We start from the raw sequence: 21,206 nt of genomic DNA, 5'->3' as shown, positions 1-21,206 counted from the left end.
GCCTAGCCTCCTTTGGTCAGCCGGCCGCGGCCGCGGCGCGCTCCTGCGCCTTCTTCTTCGGCGCGGACTGCTTCGGCTGCTCACGGAACTCCGGCATCGGCGCCAGGTCGGCCTTGCCGAGGAACTTGGCGACGCGGTCGGTGGCGACGGCGCCCTCGCCCAGCCAATGCTTGATGCGCTCATCGAGCAGCCGGATGCGGTCGGCATGGTCGGAGGGCAGCATCGGGTTGTAGCTGCCGACCTTCTCGATGAAGCGGCCGTCGCGCGGGCTGCGGCTGTCGGCCACCACGATGTGGTAGTAGGGACGCTTCTTGGCGCCGGCGCGGGCGAGGCGAATCTTGAGACCCATGGTCCTGCTTCTACTCCGTAGAGGGTTCTAGAAAGGCTTCCGGCCGCCAGGGAGGTTCATCCCCTTGGGGAGCAGGGCGCCGAGGCCACCCCGCATCAGCCCCTTCTGGCCGAGCTTGTTCATCCGCTTCATCATCGCGGACATCTCGTCGAACTGCTTGAGGAGGCGATTGACCTCCTGCACCGTGGCCCCGCTGCCGGCGGCGATCCGCCGCTTGCGCGAGGCCTTGATGATATCCGGCGCCCGCCGCTCCTTCGGGGTCATGCTGCCGATGATGGCGGCCTGTCGCTTGAGGATGGTCTGGTCGAGATTGGCGCCCTCGATCTGCTGCTTCATCTTGCCGATGCCCGGCAGCATGCCGAGGATGCCGGAGAGCGAGCCCATCTTGCCGATCTGTTTCAACTGATTGGCATAGTCCTCGAGGTTGAACTGGCCCTTCTGCATCCGGGCCGCCATCTTCTCGGCTTCCGCCTGGTCGATGGTCTCCGCCGCCCGCTCGACGAGCGAGACGATGTCGCCCATTCCCAGGATGCGCCCGGCGATGCGGTCGGGGTGGAAGTCCTCCAGCGCATCGAGCTTCTCGCCCGCGCCCAGCAGCTTGATCGGCGCACCCGTCACCGCCCGCATCGACAGCGCCGCGCCGCCGCGCGCATCGCCGTCGATCCGCGTCATGACGATGCCGCTGACGCCGACCTTGTCCTGGAAGGCCCGCGCCGTGTTGACGGCATCCTGGCCGGTCATGGCATCGACGACGAGCAGCGTCTCATGCGGCCGCGTCGCCGCCTTGACCTGCGCGACCTCGTCCATCAACGCCTCGTCGATGGCCAGCCGCCCGGCGGTGTCCAGCACCACCACGTCGAAGAGCTCGCGCCGGCCGAGATCCATGGCGCGGGCCGCGATCTGCAACGGCGTCTCGCCGGCGACGATCGGCAGGGAGGCCACGCCCACCTGCTTCGCCAGCGTCTCCAGCTGCAGCTGCGCCGCCGGACGGTGGACGTCGAGCGAGGCGAGGAGGACCTTCTTCTTCTCGCGGTTCTTCAGCCGCAGCGCGATCTTGCCCGAGGTCGTGGTCTTGCCCGAACCCTGGAGGCCGACCATCAGGATCGGCACCGGCGACGGCGCATTGAGGTCGAGCCCCCGCGCCCCGCTATCGCCCTCGCCACCGCCCAGCGCCTCGACCAGAGCGTCGTTGACGATCTTGATGACCTGCTGGGCCGGGGAGACGCTTTTCAGCACCTCGACGCCGACCGCCCGCTCACGGACCTTGGTGGTGAGGTCCTTCACCACCGGCAGGGCGACATCGGCCTCCAGCAGCGCCACGCGCACCTCGCGCAGCGCCTCGTTCACGTCGGCCTCGGACAGCGCGCCGCGGCGGCGCAGCCGGTCGAAGACCCCGTTCAGCTTGCTGGACAATGCCTCGAACATGGTAACCCTTTATGTTCGGCCCGCCCAAAACAGAACGCGCCGCTGCGCGAGTCTTCGCGGAGCGGCGGAGCCCCCTGCCCGGCAGGGGACCGTCTGGTTCGGGGCAACCCGAGGGGAGGACGCCTAAGCCTTGGCGCCCACCGCGTCAAGTCTCAGACTATTTCGGTGCCAGCACCATGATCATCTGGCGGTTTTCCAGCCGCGGCATCTGCTCAACCTTGATGGTCTCGCCGAGCTCGACCCGGATCCGCTCGAGAACCTTGATGCCCAGATCCTGGTGCGCCATCTCGCGGCCGCGGAAGCGGAGCGTAACCTTCACCTTGTCGCCCTCGCCGATGAAGCTCTTCATCTGGCGCATCTTGACCTCGTAGTCATGGTCGTCGATGTTCGGACGGACCTTGACTTCCTTGATCTCGACGACTTTCTGGCGCTTCCGGGCCTCGTTGGCCTTCTTCTGCTGTTCGTATTTGTATTTGCCGTAGTCGGTGATCTTGCAGACCGGCGGCACGGCGTTCGGGCTGATCTCCAGCAGGTCCATGCCGACCTCGAAGGCCCGCAGCATGGCATCGCGCGCCGACATCACGCCGATCATCTCGCCGTCCTGGTCGATGAGCCGGACCTGCGGGACACGGATATCCTCGTTGACCCGGGGGCCGTCGCGGGTCGGCAGCTGGTTTGAAACGGGGCCTCTGGCTATGGTACTCTCCTGTCGTTGTGAAAGGGGTGGCAGCCCATTTTATGGGGCTTGACTCACTCCGCTGCAACCGTCCGTGCAAGATCCGGCGGCATCGCCTCAGTGGCGAGGAGGCGAACCGCCTCCTCCAGAGGCAGGGCTTGCTGCTCGCGGCCCGGCAGGCGGCGCAGCACCAGCGTCCGCTCCTCCGCCTCGCGCCGCCCGACCACCGCCAGCACCGGCACGCGCTGGTCGATATGATCGACCACCTTGCGGTTGATCTTCTCGTTCCGCAGGTCGAGCTCGACCCGCAGCCCGGCCTTGGCCAACGCCGCCGCCGCCTCACGCGCATAGCCGTCGGCGTCCGAGACGATGGTCGTCACCACCACCTGGACCGGCGCCAGCCAGAGCGGGAAGCGCCCGGCATGCTGTTCGATCAGGATGCCGATGAAGCGCTCGAAGCTGCCGAGGATGGCACGGTGCAGCATCACCGGGCGCTTCCGCGACCCATCCTCCGCCACATACTCCGCCCCCAGCCGCTCCGGCAGGACGAAATCCACCTGCAGCGTGCCGCATTGCCAGTCGCGACCAATCGCGTCGCGGAGCACGAATTCCAGCTTCGGGCCGTAGAAGGCGCCCTCGCCCGGGTTCAGCGTGTATTCGACGCCCGCCGTCCGGCAGGCCTCGCGCAGCGCACCCTCCGCCTGATCCCAGACCTCGTCCGTGCCGGCCCGCATCGCCGGCCGGTCGCTGAACTTCACCCGGAATTCGGAGAAGCCGAGGTCGCGGTAGATGGAGGAGAGCAGCGCCACGAATTCGACCGTCTCGGCGGCGATCTGCTCCTCGGTGCAGAAGATATGCGCGTCGTCCTGCGTGAAGGCCCGGACGCGCATGATGCCATGCAGCGCCCCGGACGGCTCATAGCGGTGGCAGCTGCCGAATTCCGCCATGCGCAGCGGCAGCTCGCGGTAGCTGCGGAGCCCCTGGTTGAAGATCTGCACATGGCAGGGGCAGTTCATCGGCTTCAGGGCGAGGACCCGATCCTTCTCGTCCTCATCCTCGACGCGCGCGATGAACATCGCCTCGCGGAATTTCTCCCAATGGCCGGAGGCTTCCCAGAGCTTCCGGTCCAGCAGCTGCGGCGTCCGCACCTCCTGGTAGTGCGTCGCGTCCAGCCGCCGGCGCATATAATCCTCGAGCGCCCGGTAGAGCTTCCAGCCCTTCGGATGCCAGAAGATGCTCCCCGTTGCCTCCTCCTGCAGGTGGAAGAGGTGCATTTCGCGGCCAATCTTGCGGTGGTCGCGCTTCTCCGCCTCCTCGATCTGGTGGAGATAGGCGTCGAGCTCCTTCTGGTCGCGCCAGGCCGTGCCGTAGATGCGGCTCAGCATGGCGTTGCGGTGGTCGCCCCGCCAATAGGCGCCGGCCACCTTCATCAGCTTGAAGGCCGTGCCGACATCCCCCGTGCCGCGCATATGCGGGCCGCGGCAGAGGTCGATCCAGTCGCCCTGCGAATAGAGGCTGATCTCCTCCGTCTCCGGCAGGTCGCGGATGAGCTGCGCCTTGTATTTCTCGCCCCGCGCCTCGAAGAAGGCGATCGCCTCCTCGCGCGGCATCACGGACCGCACGAAGGGCGCGTTGCGCGAGACGATCTCCCGCATCTTCGCCTCGATCGCGGCGAAATCCTCCGGCGTGAAGGGCTCGTTGCGGGCGAAGTCGTAGTAGAAGCCGTTCTCGATCGAGGGCCCGATCGTCACCTGCGTCCCGGGATAGAGCGCCTGCACGGCCTCGGCCAGCACATGCGCCGCATCGTGCCGGATCATCTCCAGCGCCTCGGGGTCGCGGCGCGTGATGAAGCGCAGGCTGGCATCGCGCTCGATCGGCATGGCGAGGTCGCGCGTCACGCCATCGACCTGCATGGCCAGCGCCGCCTTGGCGAGGCCGGGGCCGATCGCCGCCGCGACGGTGGTGCCCGTCACCGGCCCGTCGAAGGCGCGGACGGAACCATCGGGCAGGGTGATCGCGGGCATGGCTCTGGCTGTATCCTTGGGTCTGGCGGGGCGCGGACCATGGCCAGCGCGCGCGGCTCCCGTCAAGCGGCACGCTTGCTTGCCGCCCGGGCGGACCTAATTGTTTGCAACCTGCGGCCAATTCAAGCCGCGCGGGGAGGAAAGACCAGCCTTTGACGGAGCCGCGCCGCGCCGCCCTGTATGTCGACTTCGATAATGTCTTCGCCGGCCTCGCTGCGCTGGACGAGGCTGCCGCCTGGAATTTCGCCTCCAATCCCGGCCGCTGGCTCACCTGGCTGGCCGAGGCCGCGCCGGGCGGGCCGCGGCGCTTCCTGGTCCGCCGCTGCTACCTGAACCCGGCCGGCTGGATCGAGCCGGAGCAGGGCGGGGAGCTGGCGCAATGGCTCGGCCAGCCGCGGCTCTTCTACAGCCGCTTCCGCCCGGATTTCGTCCGCGCCGGCTTCAGCGTGGTGGATTGTCCGCGCCTCGCACGGCTGAAGAACGCCGCCGATATCGTCATGGCGCTGGATGTGGTGGACGCGCTCGCCCATCCCACCCGCTTCGAGGAGGTCGTGATCCTTTCCGGCGACAGCGACTTCACCCCGCTGCTGCACCGGCTGCGGGAGCATGACCGGCGGGTCCTGGTCGTCACCCAGGACGCCTCGGCACCGGCCTTCCGCGCCGCGGCCGACCAGGTGATCCCGCTCGGTGAATTCGCCCTTGCCGCCCTGCCGCCCGAACCCGCCTCCGGGCCCGACCGCATCCCCGACCCGGCCGAGCCCGAGGCCCAGCGCGCCGCGATCCTGGAGGCACTGCGCCGCATGGTCGCCGCCTCGCCCGTGCCGCTGCACCTGCCGGTGCTCGGCAAGCGCATCCATGAGGAATGCGGCGCCTGGGTCCGCCGCAGCCGCTTCGGCGGGGCGGGGACGCTGGCCAAGCTGATCGAAGGCGCGCGCGACCTGGCGCTGGAGGCGGGGCCGGGCGGCGGCTGGCTCTATGACCCGAACCGGCATGAGCGACCCTCCCTCGCCCAGCCGGAGCCGGCGCCAGAGTCCGAACCCGATCCCCGCTCCCTGACGGAGCTGCGCGCGGCGCTGGGCGAGGAGTTGCCGCGGCTGGGCGCGGAGGAGATGGGCTTCCTGCTCGACCGGCTCGCCGCACTGCTGCCCCTCCCGGCCGCGCCGGGGCCGGAGCAGCGGGCGGCGCTGGTCGCGGAAGGCATCGCCGCCGGCTTCGACATCCCGGCCGGGGCGGTGGAGGCGGTGGTGTCCTGGCTGCAGCGCGGCCGCTTCGACTGGCAGCCGGCGGCCCGGCCGGATGACAGCGCCGCCCGGCTGGCCCGCTTCCTCTATGCCACCCTCACCCGCCAGGCTACCGCAGCCGGGCTGCGCCTGCCGCCCGAGACCCTGGCCGCGCTGCGCAACTGGCTTGGCCTGCCGGCGCCGCGCCCGACCGAGGCCATGGCCGCCGAGGAACCCTGACGCCGGACGGCGTTCCATGATCCTAGTGTTTAAGCCGGCGCGGCGAGTCCCGCCGGGGAGGCCATGCCCATGTCCGTCCGGATCCCCTTCGACACCCTCTATGCCCAGCTGCCGGAGCGCTTCTATTCGCGCGAGGCCCCGAAGCCGGTTGCGGCGCCACGGCTGGTCCGACTGAACACCCCGCTCGCCGAGCAGCTCGGCCTCGATCCCGCCGCGCTGGCGAGCCCGGAGGGGGTGGAGATCCTCGCCGGCAACCGGGTGGCGGAAGGCTCGGCCTTCATCGCCGAGGCCTATGCCGGCCATCAATTCGGCCATTTCAACCCGCAGCTCGGCGATGGCCGCGCCATCCTGCTGGGCGAGGTGGTGGGGCGCGACGGGCAGCGGCGGGACCTCCAGCTCAAGGGTTCCGGCCGCACCCCCTGGTCGCGCGGCGGCGACGGGCGGGCGGCGATCGGCCCGGTCCTGCGCGAATACATCATCAGCGAGGCGATGGCGGCGCTCGGCGTGCCGACCACCCGCAGCCTCGCCGCCGTCACCACCGGCGAATCGGTCTTCCGCGAGACGGCGCTGCCGGGCGCAGTGCTGACGCGGGTCGCCGCCAGCCATATCCGCGTCGGCACCTTCCAGTATTTCGCCGCCCGCGGCGATCTGGAGGCGGTGCGGCTGCTGGCCGACCATGTGATCGCCCGCCACTATCCGGAGGCGGCTGCGGCCCCCTCCCCCTATCTCGCCCTGCTGGAGGGGGTGATCGGCCGCCAAGCACGGCTGATCGCGCAATGGATGCAGATCGGCTTCATTCACGGGGTGATGAATACCGACAACTGCGCCATCTCCGGCGAGACCATCGATTACGGCCCCTGCGCCTTCATGGACCATTACGACCCGGCGACCGTCTACAGCTCCATCGACCATGCCGGGCGCTATGCCTATGGCAACCAGCCGCGCATCGCCCAATGGAACCTGGCCCGGCTGGCGGAGGCCCTGCTGCCGCTCCTGTCCGACGACGAGGACAAGGCGATGAGCGCGGCGCAGGATGCGCTGGCCGCCTATGTCCCGCAATTCCAGGGCGCCTGGCTGGACGGGATGCGGCGGAAGCTCGGCTTGGCGACGGCGGGCGAGGAGGATGCGGCGCTGGTCGGCGAGCTGCTCGGCGCCATGGCCGAGGGCAGTGCGGATTTCACGCTGACCTTCCGCTTCCTGGCCGAGGCAGCGGCCGACCCGGCCGGCGATGCGGCGCTGGTCGCGCTTTTCCCCGGCTATGCCGGCTGGGCGCCGCGCTGGCGGGCCCGGGTGGAGGCGGAGAGTGCGACGCCGGCCGAACGCGCCGCGGCGATGCGGGCGGTGAACCCGGCCTTCATCCCGCGCAACCACCGGGTGGAGGCGGCGCTGGCTGCCGCGACGGAGCGCGAGGATTTCGCCCCCTTCGAGGAGCTGCTGGCGGTGCTGGCGCGGCCCTTCGAGGACCAGCCCCATTTCGCCGCCTATGCCGCCCCGCCCGAGCCGGAGCAGCGGGTGCTGCAGACCTTCTGTGGCACCTGACCGTCAGGGGGATCGGGCAAGGCCGAAGCGGATCGGCCTTGCCCAAGGGTCCCTATATCAGCGGGTGGTCCAGATGGGCCAACAGCATGTGCTCCATCGCCTCCGACGGCAGCGGATGCAGCGCGTGGTCGGGTCCTATCACCAGGAGATGCCCGTCCGGCACGGCGGTCTCGGTCGTCGGGAAGAGGAAGAGGTCATCCGTATGCAGCACGAGCTGCACCAGGGGTGACAGCGTCGTATCGGCCGGAGTCACAGGGTCCGCATGGACCACCGCGGGGCTGGCCGGCGTGGCGTGGTCCAGGCCGGGTGGCTGATCGGTGGCGGTGGCCTTGTCCGTGACGGTCTGAAGCAGATCGGTGACGGGATTGGCCGGCACCGCCGGATCAGCAGCCTGGGCGGGATGACCGGCGGCCACGGCCGGGCCGGCACCGTGATCCGCCGCGTCTGCGATCGGCTTGGGGGCCGGGGTCGGATCGCCGGCCGTCTTGACCGGCTGCGCCGCAGGGCTGTCCTTCCCGGTCGGGTGGTCGGGCAGGGCGGCGACCGGGTTGCCGCCGGCCGCAGGTGCGTCGCCACCCTTCGCCGCATGGCCGTTGGCGACGGCTTGGCCGGGGGCGTGATCCAGCCCGTTCGAGGCCGCAGTCGCCGCGGGAGTGCCCTCGGCCGCGGTCTTCGCAGGCGGAGACGCCGCCTTATCCTGCCCGGTAAAGTGGTCGAGCAGATCGGCGACCGGGCCATCGGTTGCCTTCCCGGGCGGGTCCGCCGACGCGGCCGGTCCGGTGCCATGATCGATCAGGCCAGGGGCGGCATTGCCCGGCGTCGCCGCCTCGGCCGCCGGCTTCGTTGCGCCATCCGCGATGACGTCCTTGCCGGTGACATGGCTGACCAGATCCGAAACCGGGTTGCCCGGCCCCGTCGCATCGGCCGCCGGCTTCGCCGCGCCATCTGCGATGACGTCCTTGCCGGTGACATGGCTGACCAGATCCGAGACCGGATTGCCCGGCCCCGCCGCATCGGCCGCCGGCTTCGCCGCGCCATCTGCGATGACGTCCTTGCCGGTGACATGGCTGACCAGATCCGAGACCGGATTGCCCGGCCCCGCCGCATCGGCCGCCGGCTTCGCCGCGCCATCCGCGGCAACGTCCTTGCCGGTGACATGGCTGACCAGATCGGAAATCGGGTTGCCCGGCCCCGCCGCATCGGTCGCCGGCTTCGCCGCGCCATCCGCGATGACGTCCTTGCCGGTGACATGGCTGACCAGGTCGGAAATCGGGTTGCCCGGCCCCGTCGCATCGACCGCGGGCTTCGTCACGCCACCCGCAGCACCGTCCTTGCCGGTGACATGGCTGACCAGATCGGAAATCGGGTTGCCCGGCCCCGTCGCATCGACCGCCGGCTTCGTCACGCCACCCGCAGTAACATCCTTGCCGGTGACATGGCCGACCAAGTCGGAGATCGGGTTGCCCGGCCCCGTCGCATCGACGGCCGGCTTCGTCAGGCCGCCCGCGGCAACGTCCTTGCCGGTGACATGGCCGACCAAGTCGGAGATCGGGTTGCCCGGCCCCGTCGCATCGGCCGCCGGCTTCGCCGCGCCATCCGCGATGACGTCCTTGCCGGTGACATGGCCGACCAAGTCGGAGATCGGGTTGCCCGGCCCCGTCGCATCGACGGCCGGCTTAGTCAGGCCGGCCGCGGCAACGTCCTTGCCGGTGACATGGCTGGCCAGGTCGGAAATCGGGTTGCCCGGCCCCGTCGCATCGGCGGCCGGCTTCGTCACGCCGCCCGCGGCAACATCCTTGCCGGTCAGGTGACCGACCAGATCCGAGACGGGGTTGCCCGTCGCCACATCGGCCGCCGGCTTCGTCAGGCCAACTCCGGCGACCTCCTTGCCTGTCACTTGGCCGGCCAAGCCGGCCACCGCCTGGCCGTGATCGGAAGCCGTGGCCGCGACATCCTGGCCATGAGTCGCCGCGCCGACTGTATCGGCCACACCTTTGCCCAGCCCGGTCGTGGCCTGGGTAACGGCATCCTTCACCGTGGTGGCCGTATCGGCCAGCGCCGTATCCACGGCAGCCACCACGATGGCACCGAGGCCGACCGCCACCGCCCCCGCCACGGGGTCGGCCGCCTGCTGCATGGCGGCCTCCATCGGGCCGAGTCCGCGATCAACCGTGTCGGATACGGTCTGGACCGGCGGGACCTTCACCGTAACCGGGGCCTGATGATCCCCGCTCGCGGCATGCTGGGGGGAGGCCGGCGCGTCATCCAGCTGCGGCTTGCTGACCGTGTCGAGGACCGGCGTCACCACCGCGACCTGCTTCACCGGCTGCGGGACAGGCGCGGATTTCTGGGGCGTCGTCGCGGCGACCTCGTCGCCATGCGCCTCGACCGGCGCCGGATTGCTCTCGACCGGGGTGCTGCGCGGTGGCGGCGCGGCCTCCTGCTTCACCGGCGCGCTGGTGGCGATGCTGGGCGGCTTCTCCATCATCACCACCGCCTCCGCCCGCGGCGCGTCGGCGGCCGATCCGGGCTGCAGAGGCATGGCGGCGGCCGGCTTAGCGGCATCGGTCGCGGTGGCCGCCACGGGCTGCGCCTTGGTCGGGCCGGTCTCGACCAGCCTGGCCCGGGCCAGATCCGTCTGCCCCGCCAGCACGGCCAGGGCCGATGGGTCCAGATCGGCGGCCTGGCCGGCCGCGGCCATATCGGCATGGACGAGACCCGCCGCCGCATCAGCCAGCACCACCGCCTTCACGACAGTCGTGCCCTCGGTGCCGCTACGGCCCGAGGAGAACAGGCTGCCGGGCGCGGGTTTGGCCGCGGCTGCCTCGCTCTCCAGCGAGGCCCGATAGGTGACGCTCGGGATGATGGTGGTGCCGCGCAGCGCACGGCGGCCGCCGCCGATATCGGCGATGATGGCGGACCAGCCGATCGCATCGGCCCGCTGCTCCTCCTGTAGGGCCGCGCTGCCGGCCGGGGCGCCGGGCGTTGCCTCCGCGATGTCGCCAGGGGACGGCACGGTGCCGGGCGCGATCGGGCTCGCCTGAGCCCCCTCCTCGCGCCGCAGCCCCTCCTGGTTCAACAGGCTCGCCAGCGCGATGCCGCCGAGGCCGAGCACGCCCATCTCCACCGAGGTCACCCGGTCGCGGAACTGCTCCCGCAGCCGGGCCCGGGCATGGCGGGCATTGCTCTCGGCCTCCTCGCTGGCGGAGATGTCCACCGCCGGCGGGCGCGGCCGGCGCGGCGGCGGCATGCGCACCTCCCCCGGCTCGAGGAAGGATGCATCGAGGCGCGCAGCCGATCGGCGCCAAAGGCTGGCGCGCTGCCACTCCATACCCATCGGCCTGTCTCCTCGTCGCCCCGGTAAGGAAGTGTATACCATTCCCCGCGGTCGCGAGGCCGCTCTGTCACGCTCCCGCTATCAAGCCCTGGCGATCATGCCGGGGGCGAGCCGTTTCAGCGCCCGCAGGCCGGCAGGGGCAGCCGCGCCGCCGGATCGATGCGTTCGCCATCGGCCAGCAGCTCGAAATGCAGATGCGTGCCGTAGGTGATGCCGCTGCGCCCGACTCGGCCCAGCCGCTCCCCTTGTGCCAACTGCCGCCGCCCGCCCGCCAGCGCAGGGACTACCGTGCCGAGATGCGCGTAGCGCGTCACCCAGCCACCCGGATGGCGGAGATCGACCTCCAGCCCCCGCGCGCTGCGGCGGCGGATGGCCACGACCTCGCCCGCCGCTGCCGCCTGGACCCAGGCGCCAGCCGGGGCCGGTATGTCGATGCCGCCATGCAGGCGGGAGGCACGCGGCCCCGCTCCCTCCCGCGCCCCGAAGGGCGAGGAGATGCAGGACTGGGCAAAAGGCGGCCGGAGCTCGGGCGCCGGCCCCGCCGCCGCCAGCAGCGGCAGCAAGCCGGCCAGCGCCGCCGCCCGGATATGCGTCCGTGTCCTCGTCATGCCGTCCCTAACGGCGGGACCAGCTCCCGGCCGCAATCACCGTCGTCAACACGATCCCATAGGTGCACAGTCCGAGGGCAAGGGCCGCGAAGACCCAGTCCAGCGAGCCGCCGAGTCGCAGCGCCAGCCAGCCGCCGCCGACCGCGACCACCAGCCGCAGCAGCCCAGCCAGCAGCGGCCAGCCCAGCCGACCCGCCCCCTGCGAGGCGAAATACAGCGAAAGGCCGAGGCCGAAGAAGCCATAGGCCGGCCCGACCAGGCGCAGATAGGCGGCGCCCGTCGCCAGCATCGCCGGCTCGGCGCCGAACAGGCCAAGCCAGGCTTCCGGCCAGGCCGCCGCCGCCAGCCCCACCGCCTCGGTCACCAGGAAGGCGAGGGCCCCGCCGGTCAGCGCGATGCGCAGCGCCCGCGCCGTCTGCCCGGCGCCGATATTGGTCCCGACCATTGCCACCAGCGGCGCGCCCAGCCCGAAGACCAGCGGGATCAGCAGGTATTCCAGCCGCGTCCCGGTGCCATAGCCGGCCACCGCATCGGTACCGCCGGCACGGGCGACGACCGCGGTGGTCAGCGCGATGGTCAGCGTGGTCTGCAAGGTGCTGACCGAGGCGACCGCGCCGACGCCCAGGATGTCGCGGAACAGCGCCCAGCGCAGCCGCGCGGGCCGCAGCCGGGCTGGGCTCCGCCCGGTGCAGACCGCCCAGCCCAGCAGCAGGGCCGAAAGCGCGCTGCCCGCCACCACCGCCCAGCCCGCCCCGGCGATGCCGAGCGCCGGCACCGGCCCCCAGCCGAAGATCAGCAGCGGCGAGAGCGGCACCAGCAGCACCACGCCGGCGATGATGGCGACCGAGGGCAGCAGCATCGTCCCGGTGCCACGCAGCACGCTGGCGAAGGCATTGCCGATCCAGGTCAGCACCGCCCCGCCGAAGGCGACGTCCGAATAGAGCAGCGCGGCCTGCAGCGCCTCGCCCTCCCCGCCCAGCGCCGCATAGAGCGCCGCGCCGAAGCCGAGCAGCAGGCCGGTGAAGACCAGGCCGAGCGCGACATTCACCACCAGCGCATGCAGCACGAGCGCATCGGCATCCTCGCGCCGATTGGCGCCCAGCGCCCGGGCGATGGCGGAGGCGATGCCGCCGCCGATCGCCCCGCCCGAGAGCATCTGCATCATCATGAAGCCGGGAAAGACCAGCGCCATCCCGGCCAGCGCCTCGGTCCCCAACTGCCCGACCCACCAGGTCTCGATCAGCCCGACCGAGGCCTGGGCCAGCATGACCAGCGTGTTCGGCCAGGCGAGCCGCAGCAGGGTCGGCACCACCCGCCCTTCCAGCAGCAGCCGCGTGCGCGGGCTGAGTGCCGAGCGCAGCGGCGGCGCGGCCAGGTCGGCACGCGAGGGCTGGATGTGCATCGCCATCTCCGGTTTTGATGGCGAACGTCACCATCAACGCCAAAAATGGCGGACGTTATTAAAGCCTGTCAAGGCGTCGCGTCGGCTGTCGCCGTCGTCGTGGTGGTCGCCGCCGGCGCCGCGTCCTGCGTCGTACCCTGCGTCGTCCGCTGCGTCCTCCCCTGGCCCGGCACGGCGATCGGCGTGACCTGTACCGGCGCCACGCCCTGCTGGCGCATGCCCAGGCGGTCGGCGACGCGCGGCGTCACATCGATCACCCGCCCGCGCACATAGGGGCCGCGGTCGCGGATGGTGACGCGGGCCCGCTGGCCGGTCCGAAGATTGGTCACCTCGGCGACCGTGCCGAGCGGCAGGGTGCGATGCGCCGCCGTGTCGGAACCGGGGTCGAAGCGCTCGCCGCTCGCCGTCTTCTTGCCCTCGAAGCCTGGTCCGTAGAAGGAGGCTTGGCCCTGCTGTGCCGGCGCCGCGGCCTCGGGCGCCTGGACGGGCGGCGATAGGGGCGGCTGGCTGGCGCAGGCGGCCAGGGAGGCGGCGAGCAGCAGGGCGGCGGCCGGGGCGCGGGGCATGAGGTCTCCTCGGGTCGTGACGGTCCCGGCCCGAAGGACGCCTGGCAACCGATCCGGTTCCCGACCGCCGCGCCGAATGGCCGGCTTGACCAGGGGCATGGCTGCCAACGAGTTTGCGCCCTCCCTGGACAGGTGCCCCGTATGCCCCAGCGCATCCTCGTGCTGCTCGCCCATCCCGCCCGCCGCCGCTCCCGCGCCAATGCCGCGCTGACCGCCGCCGCGGCCGCGGTGGAGGGCGTCCGGCTGCACGACCTGTATGAGGCCTATCCGGACTTCCTGATCGATGTCGAGGGCGAGCAGGCACTGCTGCTGGAGCATGACGTCATCGTCTTCCAGCACCCGGTCTATTGGTATTCCTCGCCGGCCATCCTGAAGGAATGGCAGGACCTGGTCCTGGAACACGGCTTCGCCTATGGCCGCGAGGGCACCGCCCTGGCCGGCAAGACCCTGCTCTCGGCGGTCACCGCCGGCGGCACCGAGGAGGCCTATGGGCCGGAGGGGATGAACCGCCACGCCATCACGGAATTCCTCCGTCCCTTCGAGGCGACGGCGCGGCTCTGCCGCATGCGCTGGCTGCCGCCCTTCATCCTGCACGGCACGCATCTGCTGGGGCCGGAGGCGCTGGCGGAACGCGCCACCGACTACGCCGCCCGATTGGCGCGACTGCGCGACGCGGTGGAGGCCTGAGCGATGGGTGAGGGATTCCTAGGCCAGGCCTTCGTCTATCTCCTCGCCGCGGTGGCGGCGGTGCCGATCGCCAAGCGGCTCGGCCTCGGCTCGGTGCTCGGCTACCTGCTCGCCGGGGTGGCGATCGGGCCCTTCGGCCTGCATCTCGCAGGCGATGCCGGGGCGGTGATGCATTTCGCCGAATTCGGCGTGGTCATGATGCTGTTCCTGGTGGGGCTGGAACTGCGCCCGGCCCGGCTCTGGGCGATGCGCGGGCCGGTGCTCGGCGCGGGCGGGATGCAGGTCGGGCTGACGGCGCTGGCGGTTGCTGCCATCGGCCTCGCCTTCGGCTTCGACTGGCGCATGGCGCTGGCGGCGGGGCTCATCCTCGCCATGTCCTCGACCGCCATCGCGCTGCAGATCCTGGCCGAGCGCGGGCTGCTGAAGACCGGCGGCGGCGAGACCACCTTCGCCGTGCTGCTGTTCCAGGATGTCTCGGTCATCCCGATCCTGACGGTGCTGCCGCTGCTCGCCCTCGCCCCGGCCGGGGCCGCTGGCGGCGCACATGCGGGCGGCTGGATCGAGACCCTGCCGCCCTGGGCCCATGCCCTCGCGGTGCTGGGCGCCGTCGCCATCGTGGTGCTGGGCGGGCGGGTGCTGACGCGCCCGGTCTTCCGCCTGGTCGCGGGCACGCATCTGCGGGAGATCTTCACCGCCACCGCCCTGCTGCTCGTCATCGCCATCGCGCTGCTGATGGAGACGGTCGGGCTCTCGCCCGCGCTCGGCGCCTTCCTCGGCGGCGTGGTCCTGGCCGATAGCGAGTTCCGCCACGAGCTCGAGGGCGATATCGAGCCCTTCAAGGGGCTGCTGCTCGGCCTGTTCTTCCTCTCGGTCGGGGCCGGGATCGATTTCGCCCAGGTCGCGGGCGCGCCGCTCACGGTCGCCGGCCTCGTGCTGCTGCTGGTGCTGGTGAAGGCGGCGGTGCTGGCGGGGCTGGGGCTGCTGGCGCGGCGGCCGCGGACCGAGATCCTGCTGACCGCGCTGGTGCTCTCGCAGGGCGGCGAATTCGCCTTTGTCCTGCTCGCCTTCGCCACCCAGAACGGCGTTTTGCCGGCGGCCGAGGCGAGCCTCCTCGTCTCCGTCGTCGCCCTGTCGATGCCGGTGACGCCGCTGCTGATGATGGCCTATGGCCGGCTCGCCGACCGCCTCGCCGGGACGGACCTGCCGCCGGAGCCGGATGCGGTCGAGCCGCAGGGCAGCGTCATCATCGCCGGCTTCGGCCGCTTCGGGCAGATCGTCGGCCGGCTGCTGCTGGCCCAGGGCCAGCCCGTCACCGTGCTCGACCACGATATGGAGACGATCGAGACGCTGCGCCGCTTCGGCTACCGGGTCTTCTACGGCGATGCCACGCGGCTCGACCTGTTGCAGGCGGCGGGCGCGGCGGAGGCGGCGCTGGTCGTGGTGGCGACCGATGCGCCGGAGACCACGCTCTCGATCATCCATACCGTGCGGCGGCACTTCCCCCAGGCACAGATCCTGGCCCGCGCCACCGACCGGACCCATGCCTATGCGGTGCTGGAAGCCGGGGCGGATGGCATGGTGCGGGAGACCTTCGGCTCGGCGCTGGAGCTGGGGGTGGAGGCGCTGCGCCGGCTCGGCCTGCCAGCCTATGAGGCGGCGCGGGTGGGGCGGCTGTTCCGCCGCCACGACCTGCGGGCGCTGCACCGGCTGGGCGCGATCCGCGACGATGACGGGCGCTACCGCCTCGCGGTGCGGGAGGCGGCGGAGCAGCTGGTCGGCGTGCTGGAACGCGACCAGGTCCGCGGCCGCATCGCGCTCGACGAGGGCTGGGATACCCGCAGCCTGGTGGAGGAAGTGCGCCGCGACGCCGCCGAGCGGGACAAGGCGGGTTGAACCGGGCTCAGCCCCCGTTCAGCTCCTGCCGGACCTGGGCATAGGCCAGCAGGGTGAACAGCCCGGTGCCGCCGAGGACGTTGCCGATCAGCGCCGGCAGGATGAGGCCGCCCAGCGCATGGCCGAAGCCGATCTCGCCGCTCCAGGCCAGCAGGAAGGCCTCGGCACTGCCGGCCACCACATGGGTGAAGTCGCCGAGCGCGATGGCGGTGGTCAGCGCGACGATGATGGCGATGTCGCCCTGGGCGATACCAGCGCGGATCCAGGCGATGGAGGCGATGAGGAAGCCGGCCGGCACGCCCTGCAGCAGCAGCGCGGTCCAGTCCTTCGCCAGCAGCTTGCGCGAGACCTCCAGCATGGACTCCAGCAGCTCCGGGCCCATCAGGTGGGCATGCACATTGATCGCGGCGGCGATGCAGGCGCCGATCATGTTGCCGATGAAGACGATGGCCCAGAGCCGCGCGGTGCCGCCGAGCTTGGTCCAGCTCGGCGCTGCCATCACCGGCAGGACGGTGACGATGGTCTGTTCAGTGAAAAGCTGCATCCGCCCGAGGATGACCATCAGGAAGCCGAGGCTGTAGCCGAGATCGGCCACCGCATCGCGCCAGGGCAGGCTAGCCGGCAGCTTGTGCAGCAGAGAGCCCTGGGCGATCACCGAAGCCATGATGGTGATGCCGCCGGCGATGCCGGACCAGAAGAGCGAGCCGTTCGGCCGCCTCAGCTCCTCCTCGCCCTGGCGACGGACGACCTCGTGCAGGACGGTCGAGCGGGGCGCCGAGAGGGCCTCGACATCCTCGTGCTCGCTGGCCTTCAGCCCTCTCCCTTGTCCGCCTTCCATGACTCCTCCCGCTGGCTGGCGCGGGTGGCACGCCGCGCCGCGCGGCGGGGAAAGACGCTGCGGAATTCCAGCCGCTGCAGCAGCAGGAGGCCGAGTCCGGCGAGGAGGAGGATGATCAGGGCGGTGAACATGGCGTGCCATCCCAAACGGGCGGCGGCATCGCGAGTTGCTGGCCATAACTCGCATCGGCTTCGGTAGAAGCATTCCAAACGGTTTCACAACTTATTGGTTTATCGGCAGAATCTCCGGTCACATCTTGTGCAGGGAAGCGGACCACAACCGCCATGCGCTTGCTGGGTATCGGTTGTAACCTGCAATCTCCGCGCCCTCCGGCAATTGGATCTGGGTGATGCATCCTAGTGGGGCGCTGAAGGCAGGATCGGCCGCGCGGCCCGGCAGCGGCCAGGTGGAGATCGCCGGGCGTTATCTGTTGCGCGGCACGCTCGGCACCGGCGCGGGCACGGTGGTGCATGAGGCCTTCGACCGGCTGATCGAACGCCGGGTGGCGCTGAAGCTGGTGAGCCTGCCCGCGGTCGAGGATGCCGAGACGGCGGAGGCCATCGCCCGCTTCCGCCGTGGCGCCCGTGCCGCCGGCGGGCTCAATCACCCGAACATCGTCGCCGTCTTCGACTATGGCGAGAATGCCGAGCAGGCCTGGATCGTGATGGAGCTGGTCGAGGGCGGGTCGCTCAAGGCGCTGCTCGATGCCGGCGAGAAGCTGCCGCTGCCGAAGATCCTCGCGCTGATGACGCAGCTGCTGGAAGGCCTCGGCTATTCCCATGCGCGCGGCGTCGTCCATCGCGACATCAAGCCGGCCAATCTGATGCTCACCCCGGCGGGGATGCTGAAGATCGCCGATTTCGGCATCGCGCGGCTGGAGAATTCCTCGATCACCCAGATCGGCACCATGATGGGCACGCCGGCCTATATGGCGCCCGAGCAGTTGCGTGGCGAAACGGTGGATGCGCGGGCCGATATCTGGGCCGCCGGCGTCGTGCTCTATCAGATGCTCACCGGAGAAAAGCCGTTCGGCGGCGGCATCACCTCGATCATGCAGAAGGTGCTGAACACCGATCCGGTGCCGCCCTCCCGCCATGGCACGCCGACCGGCTCGCCCGAGATCGATGCCGTGGTGGCCCGCGCCATGGCCAAGCTGCCGGAGGACCGCTTCGCCTCCGCCGCCGAATTCGCCGCCGCCCTGCAACGCGCGGTCGCCGCTGCCGCCGCGGGCGGCACCGCGGCGCCGCGCCATCCGACCGAGGACGGCACCGTGGTCAGCGCGCCGCCGCGCCGGCGCCTGCCGCCCGAGCCCTCGCGCGGGCGGCGCCTGCTGCTGCCGGCGCTGGGCGGCGGCGTGGTGATCCTCGCCCTGCTGATCGGCGGCAGCATGATGCTGGGCAGCCGCCGGCCAACCCCGCCGCCGGCGCAACAGGCGGCCGCCGTCCCGCCGCCTCCGCCCGCCCCGGCCCCGATCGCCGCCCAGCCGGCCCCGGTCGCCATGCCGGCCCCGCCACCCACGCCTGCCGCGCCGCCCCCGGTCCCGCCCAGCCTGGCGCCGCCCGAGCCCGATCTCGCCGCCCTGGCCGCCACCATCCGGGAGGAGCCTTGCAGCCTGCTACGGGTCGCGGTCACGGGACGGGAGATTGCGGTCGGCGGCCTCGCCCGCACCGCCTCGGTCGAGGCGGTCCGCCGCAGCCTGGATGGCGCCGGCCTCGCGCCCGGCGCGGCGCGGCTCGCGCTCGATAATTTCGACGCCCCCTATTGCGCGACGCTCGACGCGGTGCGGCCGGTCGCCGTGCTGGGCGAGGAGGCGCCCAACCTCCGCTTCACCAGCCCCAACCCGCTGCGCGGCGGCCAGGCGCTGCGCTTCAGCGTCACCACGCCCGATTGGCCGGCGCGGCTGCACATCGCCTATGTCACCGAAGCGGGCGAGGTCGGGCATCTGGTCCAGGGCGGCGTGCCGCAGGCGCCGCGCAGCGCGGTGGCCTTCGGCGACGGCAACCGCTGGGCCGCGACGGCGCCCTTCGGCGCCGACATGCTGGTGGTGATCGCCACCGAACGGCCGCTCTTCATGCTCCGCCGGCGCGGTGAGCGGATCGAGGATTTCAACATCGCCCTGACCGGCGCGCTGCGCGATGCGCAGCAGGAAGGCGGGCGGGCCGCGGTGCGGGTCGTGCTGCTGCATACGGTGCCCGGGCCATGAGGCTGCCGCTCGGCACATTGCTGGCGCTGCTGGCCGGCCCGGCCCTGGCCGCCGTCACCTTCGAGGAGGAGGCACCGGCCCCGCGGCCCGCGGCACCTGCGGCCCGGCCGGCCCCCACGCCGCGCGCCGCCCCTGCCCCTCGCCCCCGGCCGCCCCGCGAGGAGCGCGCCCCGCGCGACGAAGCCACCCCGGTCTCCACCCAGCCGGCCGAGCCGGCATCGCGCGGCCTGGTCATGGACAGCCGCGCCCGCTGCGGCATCTGGGCGCCCGACCTCCAGCCGGGCGAGGCGCTGGAATGGTCCGGCCCCTGCAGCAACGGCGTCGCCAATGGCACCGGGGAGCTGCTGCGGCGGAACGGCGATGCGGTGGTCAGCCTGACCCAAGGCCGCTTCGCCGGCGGCAAGCTGGAGGGACCGGCCAATATCAGCCTCGCCAACGGGGCGCATCTCGAGGCCGAATTCGCCGGCGGCATCGCCCGCACCGGCACCATCCGCTTCGGCGATGCCAGCACCTACCAGGGCGAGATCCGGGGCAACCTGCCCAATGGCCGCGGCTCCCGCTCCTGGCCGCGGGGGCCGGAATATGACGGGCAATGGGTGAATGGCGTCCGCACCGGCGAGGGCCGGCAGCAGGATGGCTATGGCGTCTATTCCGGCGAATGGCGCAATGACCGTCGCAACGGCCGCGGCGTGCAGATCTACCAGAGCGGCGACCGCTATGACGGCATGTGGCGCGACGACCAGCGGAACGGCCAGGGCGTCATGACCTGGTCCGGCGGCGTCTATGAGGGCGAATGGCGCAATGACCGCCGCAACGGCCAGGGCACCGAGGCCTATCGCAACGGCGCCCGCTTCAGCGGCCAATTCGTGGACGACCTGCCGAGTGGCCCCGGCGTGCTGGTCGCCGGCGACGGCACCCGCTTCGAGGGGCGGATGACCGGCGGCTGCCTGGCGACCGAGCGCGGCATCTTCCGCATCCTCCCCGGCCCGGGAAATTGCTGAGCGGTTGCTGAGGGGGAAAGGCCGGCAACGTCACCCTCCGCACCCCGTTGGCTGCTTTCTCTCCCAGGAAGGGACAGCAGCATGACGAACGGCAACCCCCTCTCGCGGCGCCAGGCCGTGGGCAGCACCGGCCTCGGCCTCGCAGCGGCCGCCGCTGCGCCGGGCCTCGGCCAGGCCGCCACCTCGACCGGCCAGCCCCTGGCCGACCCAAGGGCGAAATACCCGAAGCCACCCTTCGCCAAGCAGTCCCAGCCCTGGCCTGGCCTCGCCTCCAAAATGGATCCGCGGCCGGATCATGGCGAGACCAGCTATCGCGGCTCCGGCCGGCTGGCCGGACGCAAGGCCCTCATCACCGGCGGCGATTCCGGCATGGGCCGCGCCGCCGCCATCGCCTATGCCCGCGAGGGCGCCGATGTGGCGATCAACTACTTCCCCAATGAGGAAGAGGATGCCGCCGAGGTCCTCGCCCTGATCAAGGCGGAGGGGCGCATCGGCATCGGCATCCCCGGCGACCTGCGGGAGGAAGCCTTCTGCACCCGCCTGGTCGCGGAGGCGGTGCGCGGCCTCGGCGGGCTCGACATCCTGGTCAACAATGCGGCGCGACAGCAGACCCGCGCCTCGATCCTCGACATCAGCAGCGAGGATTTCGACGCCACGATGAAGACCAACATCTACGCGCCCTTCTGGATCATCAAGGCGGCGCTGCCGCACATGCAGCCTGGCTCGGCCATCATCGGCACCACCTCCGAGCAGGCCTATGACCCCTCGGCCGAGCTCTATGACTATGCCCAGACCAAGGCGGCGACGATGAGCTACGTGAAGTCGCTGGCGAAGCAGCTGGCGTCCAAGGGCATTCGGGTGAATGGCGTGGCGCCGGGGCCGATCTGGACGCCGCTCCAGGTCAGCGGCGGGGCGACGATGGAGAAGCTGGAGAGCTTCGGTAGCCAGACGCCCTTTGGCCGGCCGGGGCAGCCGGTCGAGCTGGCCTCGATCTATGTCCAGCTCGCCGCGGCGGATGCCAGCTATGCCACGGGCCAGGTCTATGGCGCGGCCGGCGGCTCCGGCCAGCCGTAGTAGCGTCAGGCAGGGCCGGCTTCCGGTCGGCCCTGGCCTAGAGCAGCATCCGATCATTCGGGCTCATAGCCTGCGGCGGTGAAGTAGCTTCGGCATTCGTTTGGAGTGAACTGCGGCAGCGCAT

At 71.4% G+C, this 21,206-nt stretch carries 17 protein-coding genes; 7 read left to right on the top strand and 10 right to left on the bottom strand.

Annotated features, from left to right (window positions below; translation table 11 throughout):
* Positions 1-16: 16 nt before the first annotated feature.
* The 4 genes from rpsP to thrS all read right to left on the bottom strand — a co-directional run bounded on the left by rpsP (position 17) and on the right by thrS (position 4,474).
* Positions 17-349, bottom strand: a complete 333-nt coding sequence (rpsP, locus tag JMJ55_RS00085; RefSeq protein ID WP_202823457.1) for a 30S ribosomal protein S16 — start codon at positions 347-349, stop codon at positions 17-19.
* Between the two features lie 27 nt (positions 350-376).
* The gene (ffh, locus tag JMJ55_RS00080; protein ID WP_202823456.1) at positions 377-1,774 is read right to left on the bottom strand and encodes a signal recognition particle protein; all 1,398 of its coding nucleotides are present in this window, start codon (positions 1,772-1,774) and stop codon (positions 377-379) included.
* Between the two features lie 157 nt (positions 1,775-1,931).
* The gene (infC, locus tag JMJ55_RS00075; protein ID WP_236033357.1) at positions 1,932-2,444 is read right to left on the bottom strand and encodes a translation initiation factor IF-3; all 513 of its coding nucleotides are present in this window, start codon (positions 2,442-2,444) and stop codon (positions 1,932-1,934) included.
* 80 nt (positions 2,445-2,524) lie between these two features.
* On the bottom strand, positions 2,525-4,474 hold the full coding sequence (gene thrS, locus JMJ55_RS00070; protein ID WP_202823455.1) for a threonine--tRNA ligase: 1,950 nt from the start codon (positions 4,472-4,474) through the stop codon (positions 2,525-2,527).
* 152 nt (positions 4,475-4,626) lie between these two features.
* On the opposite strand from thrS, the gene JMJ55_RS00065 reads away from it, so the two are divergent.
* Positions 4,627-5,934 carry an NYN domain-containing protein gene (locus JMJ55_RS00065; protein WP_202823454.1) on the top strand — a complete coding sequence of 436 codons (1,308 nt, stop codon included), beginning with the start codon at positions 4,627-4,629 and terminating at the stop codon, positions 5,932-5,934.
* A 69-nt stretch (positions 5,935-6,003) separates the two neighbouring features.
* Positions 6,004-7,473 carry a protein adenylyltransferase SelO gene (locus JMJ55_RS00060; protein ID WP_202823453.1) on the top strand — a complete coding sequence of 490 codons (1,470 nt, stop codon included), beginning with the start codon at positions 6,004-6,006 and terminating at the stop codon, positions 7,471-7,473.
* Between the two features lie 52 nt (positions 7,474-7,525).
* On the opposite strand, the gene JMJ55_RS00055 is transcribed toward JMJ55_RS00060, so the two are convergent.
* From JMJ55_RS00055 to JMJ55_RS00040, 4 genes are all read right to left on the bottom strand, one after another.
* The gene (locus JMJ55_RS00055; RefSeq protein WP_202823452.1) at positions 7,526-10,723 is read right to left on the bottom strand and encodes a hypothetical protein; all 3,198 of its coding nucleotides are present in this window, start codon (positions 10,721-10,723) and stop codon (positions 7,526-7,528) included.
* 203 nt (positions 10,724-10,926) lie between these two features.
* A complete protein-coding gene (locus tag JMJ55_RS00050; RefSeq protein ID WP_202823451.1) occupies positions 10,927-11,418 on the bottom strand; it encodes a M23 family metallopeptidase in 492 nt (163 codons plus the stop codon).
* Positions 11,419-11,425: 7 nt separating this feature from the next.
* Complete coding sequence (locus JMJ55_RS00045) at positions 11,426-12,820, bottom strand: MATE family efflux transporter (RefSeq protein WP_202823450.1); 1,395 nt, start codon at positions 12,818-12,820, stop codon at positions 11,426-11,428.
* Positions 12,821-12,888: 68 nt separating this feature from the next.
* Positions 12,889-13,386: a septal ring lytic transglycosylase RlpA family protein gene (locus tag JMJ55_RS00040; RefSeq protein ID WP_202823449.1), complete on the bottom strand. Its 498-nt coding sequence runs from the start codon at positions 13,384-13,386 to the stop codon at positions 12,889-12,891.
* A 141-nt stretch (positions 13,387-13,527) separates the two neighbouring features.
* On the opposite strand from JMJ55_RS00040, the gene kefF reads away from it, so the two are divergent.
* Positions 13,528-14,073, top strand: a complete 546-nt coding sequence (gene kefF / locus JMJ55_RS00035) for a glutathione-regulated potassium-efflux system oxidoreductase KefF (RefSeq protein WP_202823448.1) — start codon at positions 13,528-13,530, stop codon at positions 14,071-14,073.
* A 3-nt stretch (positions 14,074-14,076) separates the two neighbouring features.
* Entirely contained in the window at positions 14,077-15,966 is a 1,890-nt protein-coding gene (locus JMJ55_RS00030; RefSeq protein WP_202823447.1) for a monovalent cation:proton antiporter-2 (CPA2) family protein, read from the top strand.
* Between the two features lie 7 nt (positions 15,967-15,973).
* Here JMJ55_RS00030 and JMJ55_RS00025 read toward each other — a convergent pair whose 3' ends face one another.
* Positions 15,974-16,804 (bottom strand): formate/nitrite transporter family protein, encoded by an 831-nt coding sequence (locus JMJ55_RS00025; protein WP_202823446.1) that lies wholly within the window; start codon positions 16,802-16,804, stop codon positions 15,974-15,976.
* On the bottom strand, positions 16,777-16,935 hold the full coding sequence (locus tag JMJ55_RS00020) for a hypothetical protein (RefSeq protein WP_202823445.1): 159 nt from the start codon (positions 16,933-16,935) through the stop codon (positions 16,777-16,779). Before JMJ55_RS00020 ends, JMJ55_RS00025 begins: the two co-directional genes overlap by 28 nt.
* A gap of 218 nt (positions 16,936-17,153) precedes the next feature.
* Here JMJ55_RS00020 and JMJ55_RS00015 point away from each other — a divergent pair, with 218 nt between their 5' ends.
* The 3 genes from JMJ55_RS00015 to JMJ55_RS00005 all read left to right on the top strand — a co-directional run bounded on the left by JMJ55_RS00015 (position 17,154) and on the right by JMJ55_RS00005 (position 21,082).
* A complete protein-coding gene (locus tag JMJ55_RS00015; protein ID WP_202823444.1) occupies positions 17,154-19,007 on the top strand; it encodes a serine/threonine-protein kinase in 1,854 nt (617 codons plus the stop codon).
* A complete protein-coding gene (locus tag JMJ55_RS00010; protein ID WP_202823443.1) occupies positions 19,004-20,008 on the top strand; it encodes an MORN repeat-containing protein in 1,005 nt (334 codons plus the stop codon). Before JMJ55_RS00015 ends, JMJ55_RS00010 begins: the two co-directional genes overlap by 4 nt.
* A gap of 81 nt (positions 20,009-20,089) precedes the next feature.
* Positions 20,090-21,082: an SDR family oxidoreductase gene (locus tag JMJ55_RS00005; RefSeq protein WP_202823442.1), complete on the top strand. Its 993-nt coding sequence runs from the start codon at positions 20,090-20,092 to the stop codon at positions 21,080-21,082.
* Positions 21,083-21,206 lie beyond the last annotated feature (124 nt).

It is taken from the genome of Belnapia mucosa (assembly GCF_016775475.1).
Lineage (GTDB): Bacteria > Pseudomonadota > Alphaproteobacteria > Acetobacterales > Acetobacteraceae > Belnapia > Belnapia mucosa.
The sequence above is the reverse complement of the archived record's forward strand: the minus strand, read 5'-3'. Positions and strand labels throughout refer to the sequence as shown.

Excerpts from the sequence above, each read along its gene's own strand:
- rpsP (WP_202823457.1), bottom strand. The coding sequence starts at position 349 with ATGGGTCTCAAGATTCGCCTCGCCCGCGCCGGCGCCAAGAAGCGTCCC.
- ffh (WP_202823456.1), bottom strand. The coding sequence starts at position 1,774 with ATGTTCGAGGCATTGTCCAGCAAGCTGAACGGGGTCTTCGACCGGCTG.
- thrS (WP_202823455.1), bottom strand. The coding sequence starts at position 4,474 with ATGCCCGCGATCACCCTGCCCGATGGTTCCGTCCGCGCCTTCGACGGG.
- JMJ55_RS00060 (WP_202823453.1), top strand. The coding sequence starts at position 6,004 with ATGTCCGTCCGGATCCCCTTCGACACCCTCTATGCCCAGCTGCCGGAG.
- JMJ55_RS00055 (WP_202823452.1), bottom strand. The coding sequence starts at position 10,723 with ATGCCGCCGCCGCGCCGGCCGCGCCCGCCGGCGGTGGACATCTCCGCC.
- JMJ55_RS00050 (WP_202823451.1), bottom strand. The coding sequence starts at position 11,418 with ATGACGAGGACACGGACGCATATCCGGGCGGCGGCGCTGGCCGGCTTG.
- JMJ55_RS00045 (WP_202823450.1), bottom strand. The coding sequence starts at position 12,820 with ATGCACATCCAGCCCTCGCGTGCCGACCTGGCCGCGCCGCCGCTGCGC.
- JMJ55_RS00040 (WP_202823449.1), bottom strand. The coding sequence starts at position 13,386 with ATGCCCCGCGCCCCGGCCGCCGCCCTGCTGCTCGCCGCCTCCCTGGCC.
- kefF (WP_202823448.1), top strand. The coding sequence starts at position 13,528 with ATGCCCCAGCGCATCCTCGTGCTGCTCGCCCATCCCGCCCGCCGCCGC.
- JMJ55_RS00030 (WP_202823447.1), top strand. The coding sequence starts at position 14,077 with ATGGGTGAGGGATTCCTAGGCCAGGCCTTCGTCTATCTCCTCGCCGCG.
- JMJ55_RS00025 (WP_202823446.1), bottom strand. The coding sequence starts at position 16,804 with ATGGAAGGCGGACAAGGGAGAGGGCTGAAGGCCAGCGAGCACGAGGAT.
- JMJ55_RS00020 (WP_202823445.1), bottom strand. The coding sequence starts at position 16,935 with ATGTTCACCGCCCTGATCATCCTCCTCCTCGCCGGACTCGGCCTCCTG.
- JMJ55_RS00015 (WP_202823444.1), top strand. The coding sequence starts at position 17,154 with ATGCATCCTAGTGGGGCGCTGAAGGCAGGATCGGCCGCGCGGCCCGGC.
- JMJ55_RS00010 (WP_202823443.1), top strand. The coding sequence starts at position 19,004 with ATGAGGCTGCCGCTCGGCACATTGCTGGCGCTGCTGGCCGGCCCGGCC.
- JMJ55_RS00005 (WP_202823442.1), top strand. The coding sequence starts at position 20,090 with ATGACGAACGGCAACCCCCTCTCGCGGCGCCAGGCCGTGGGCAGCACC.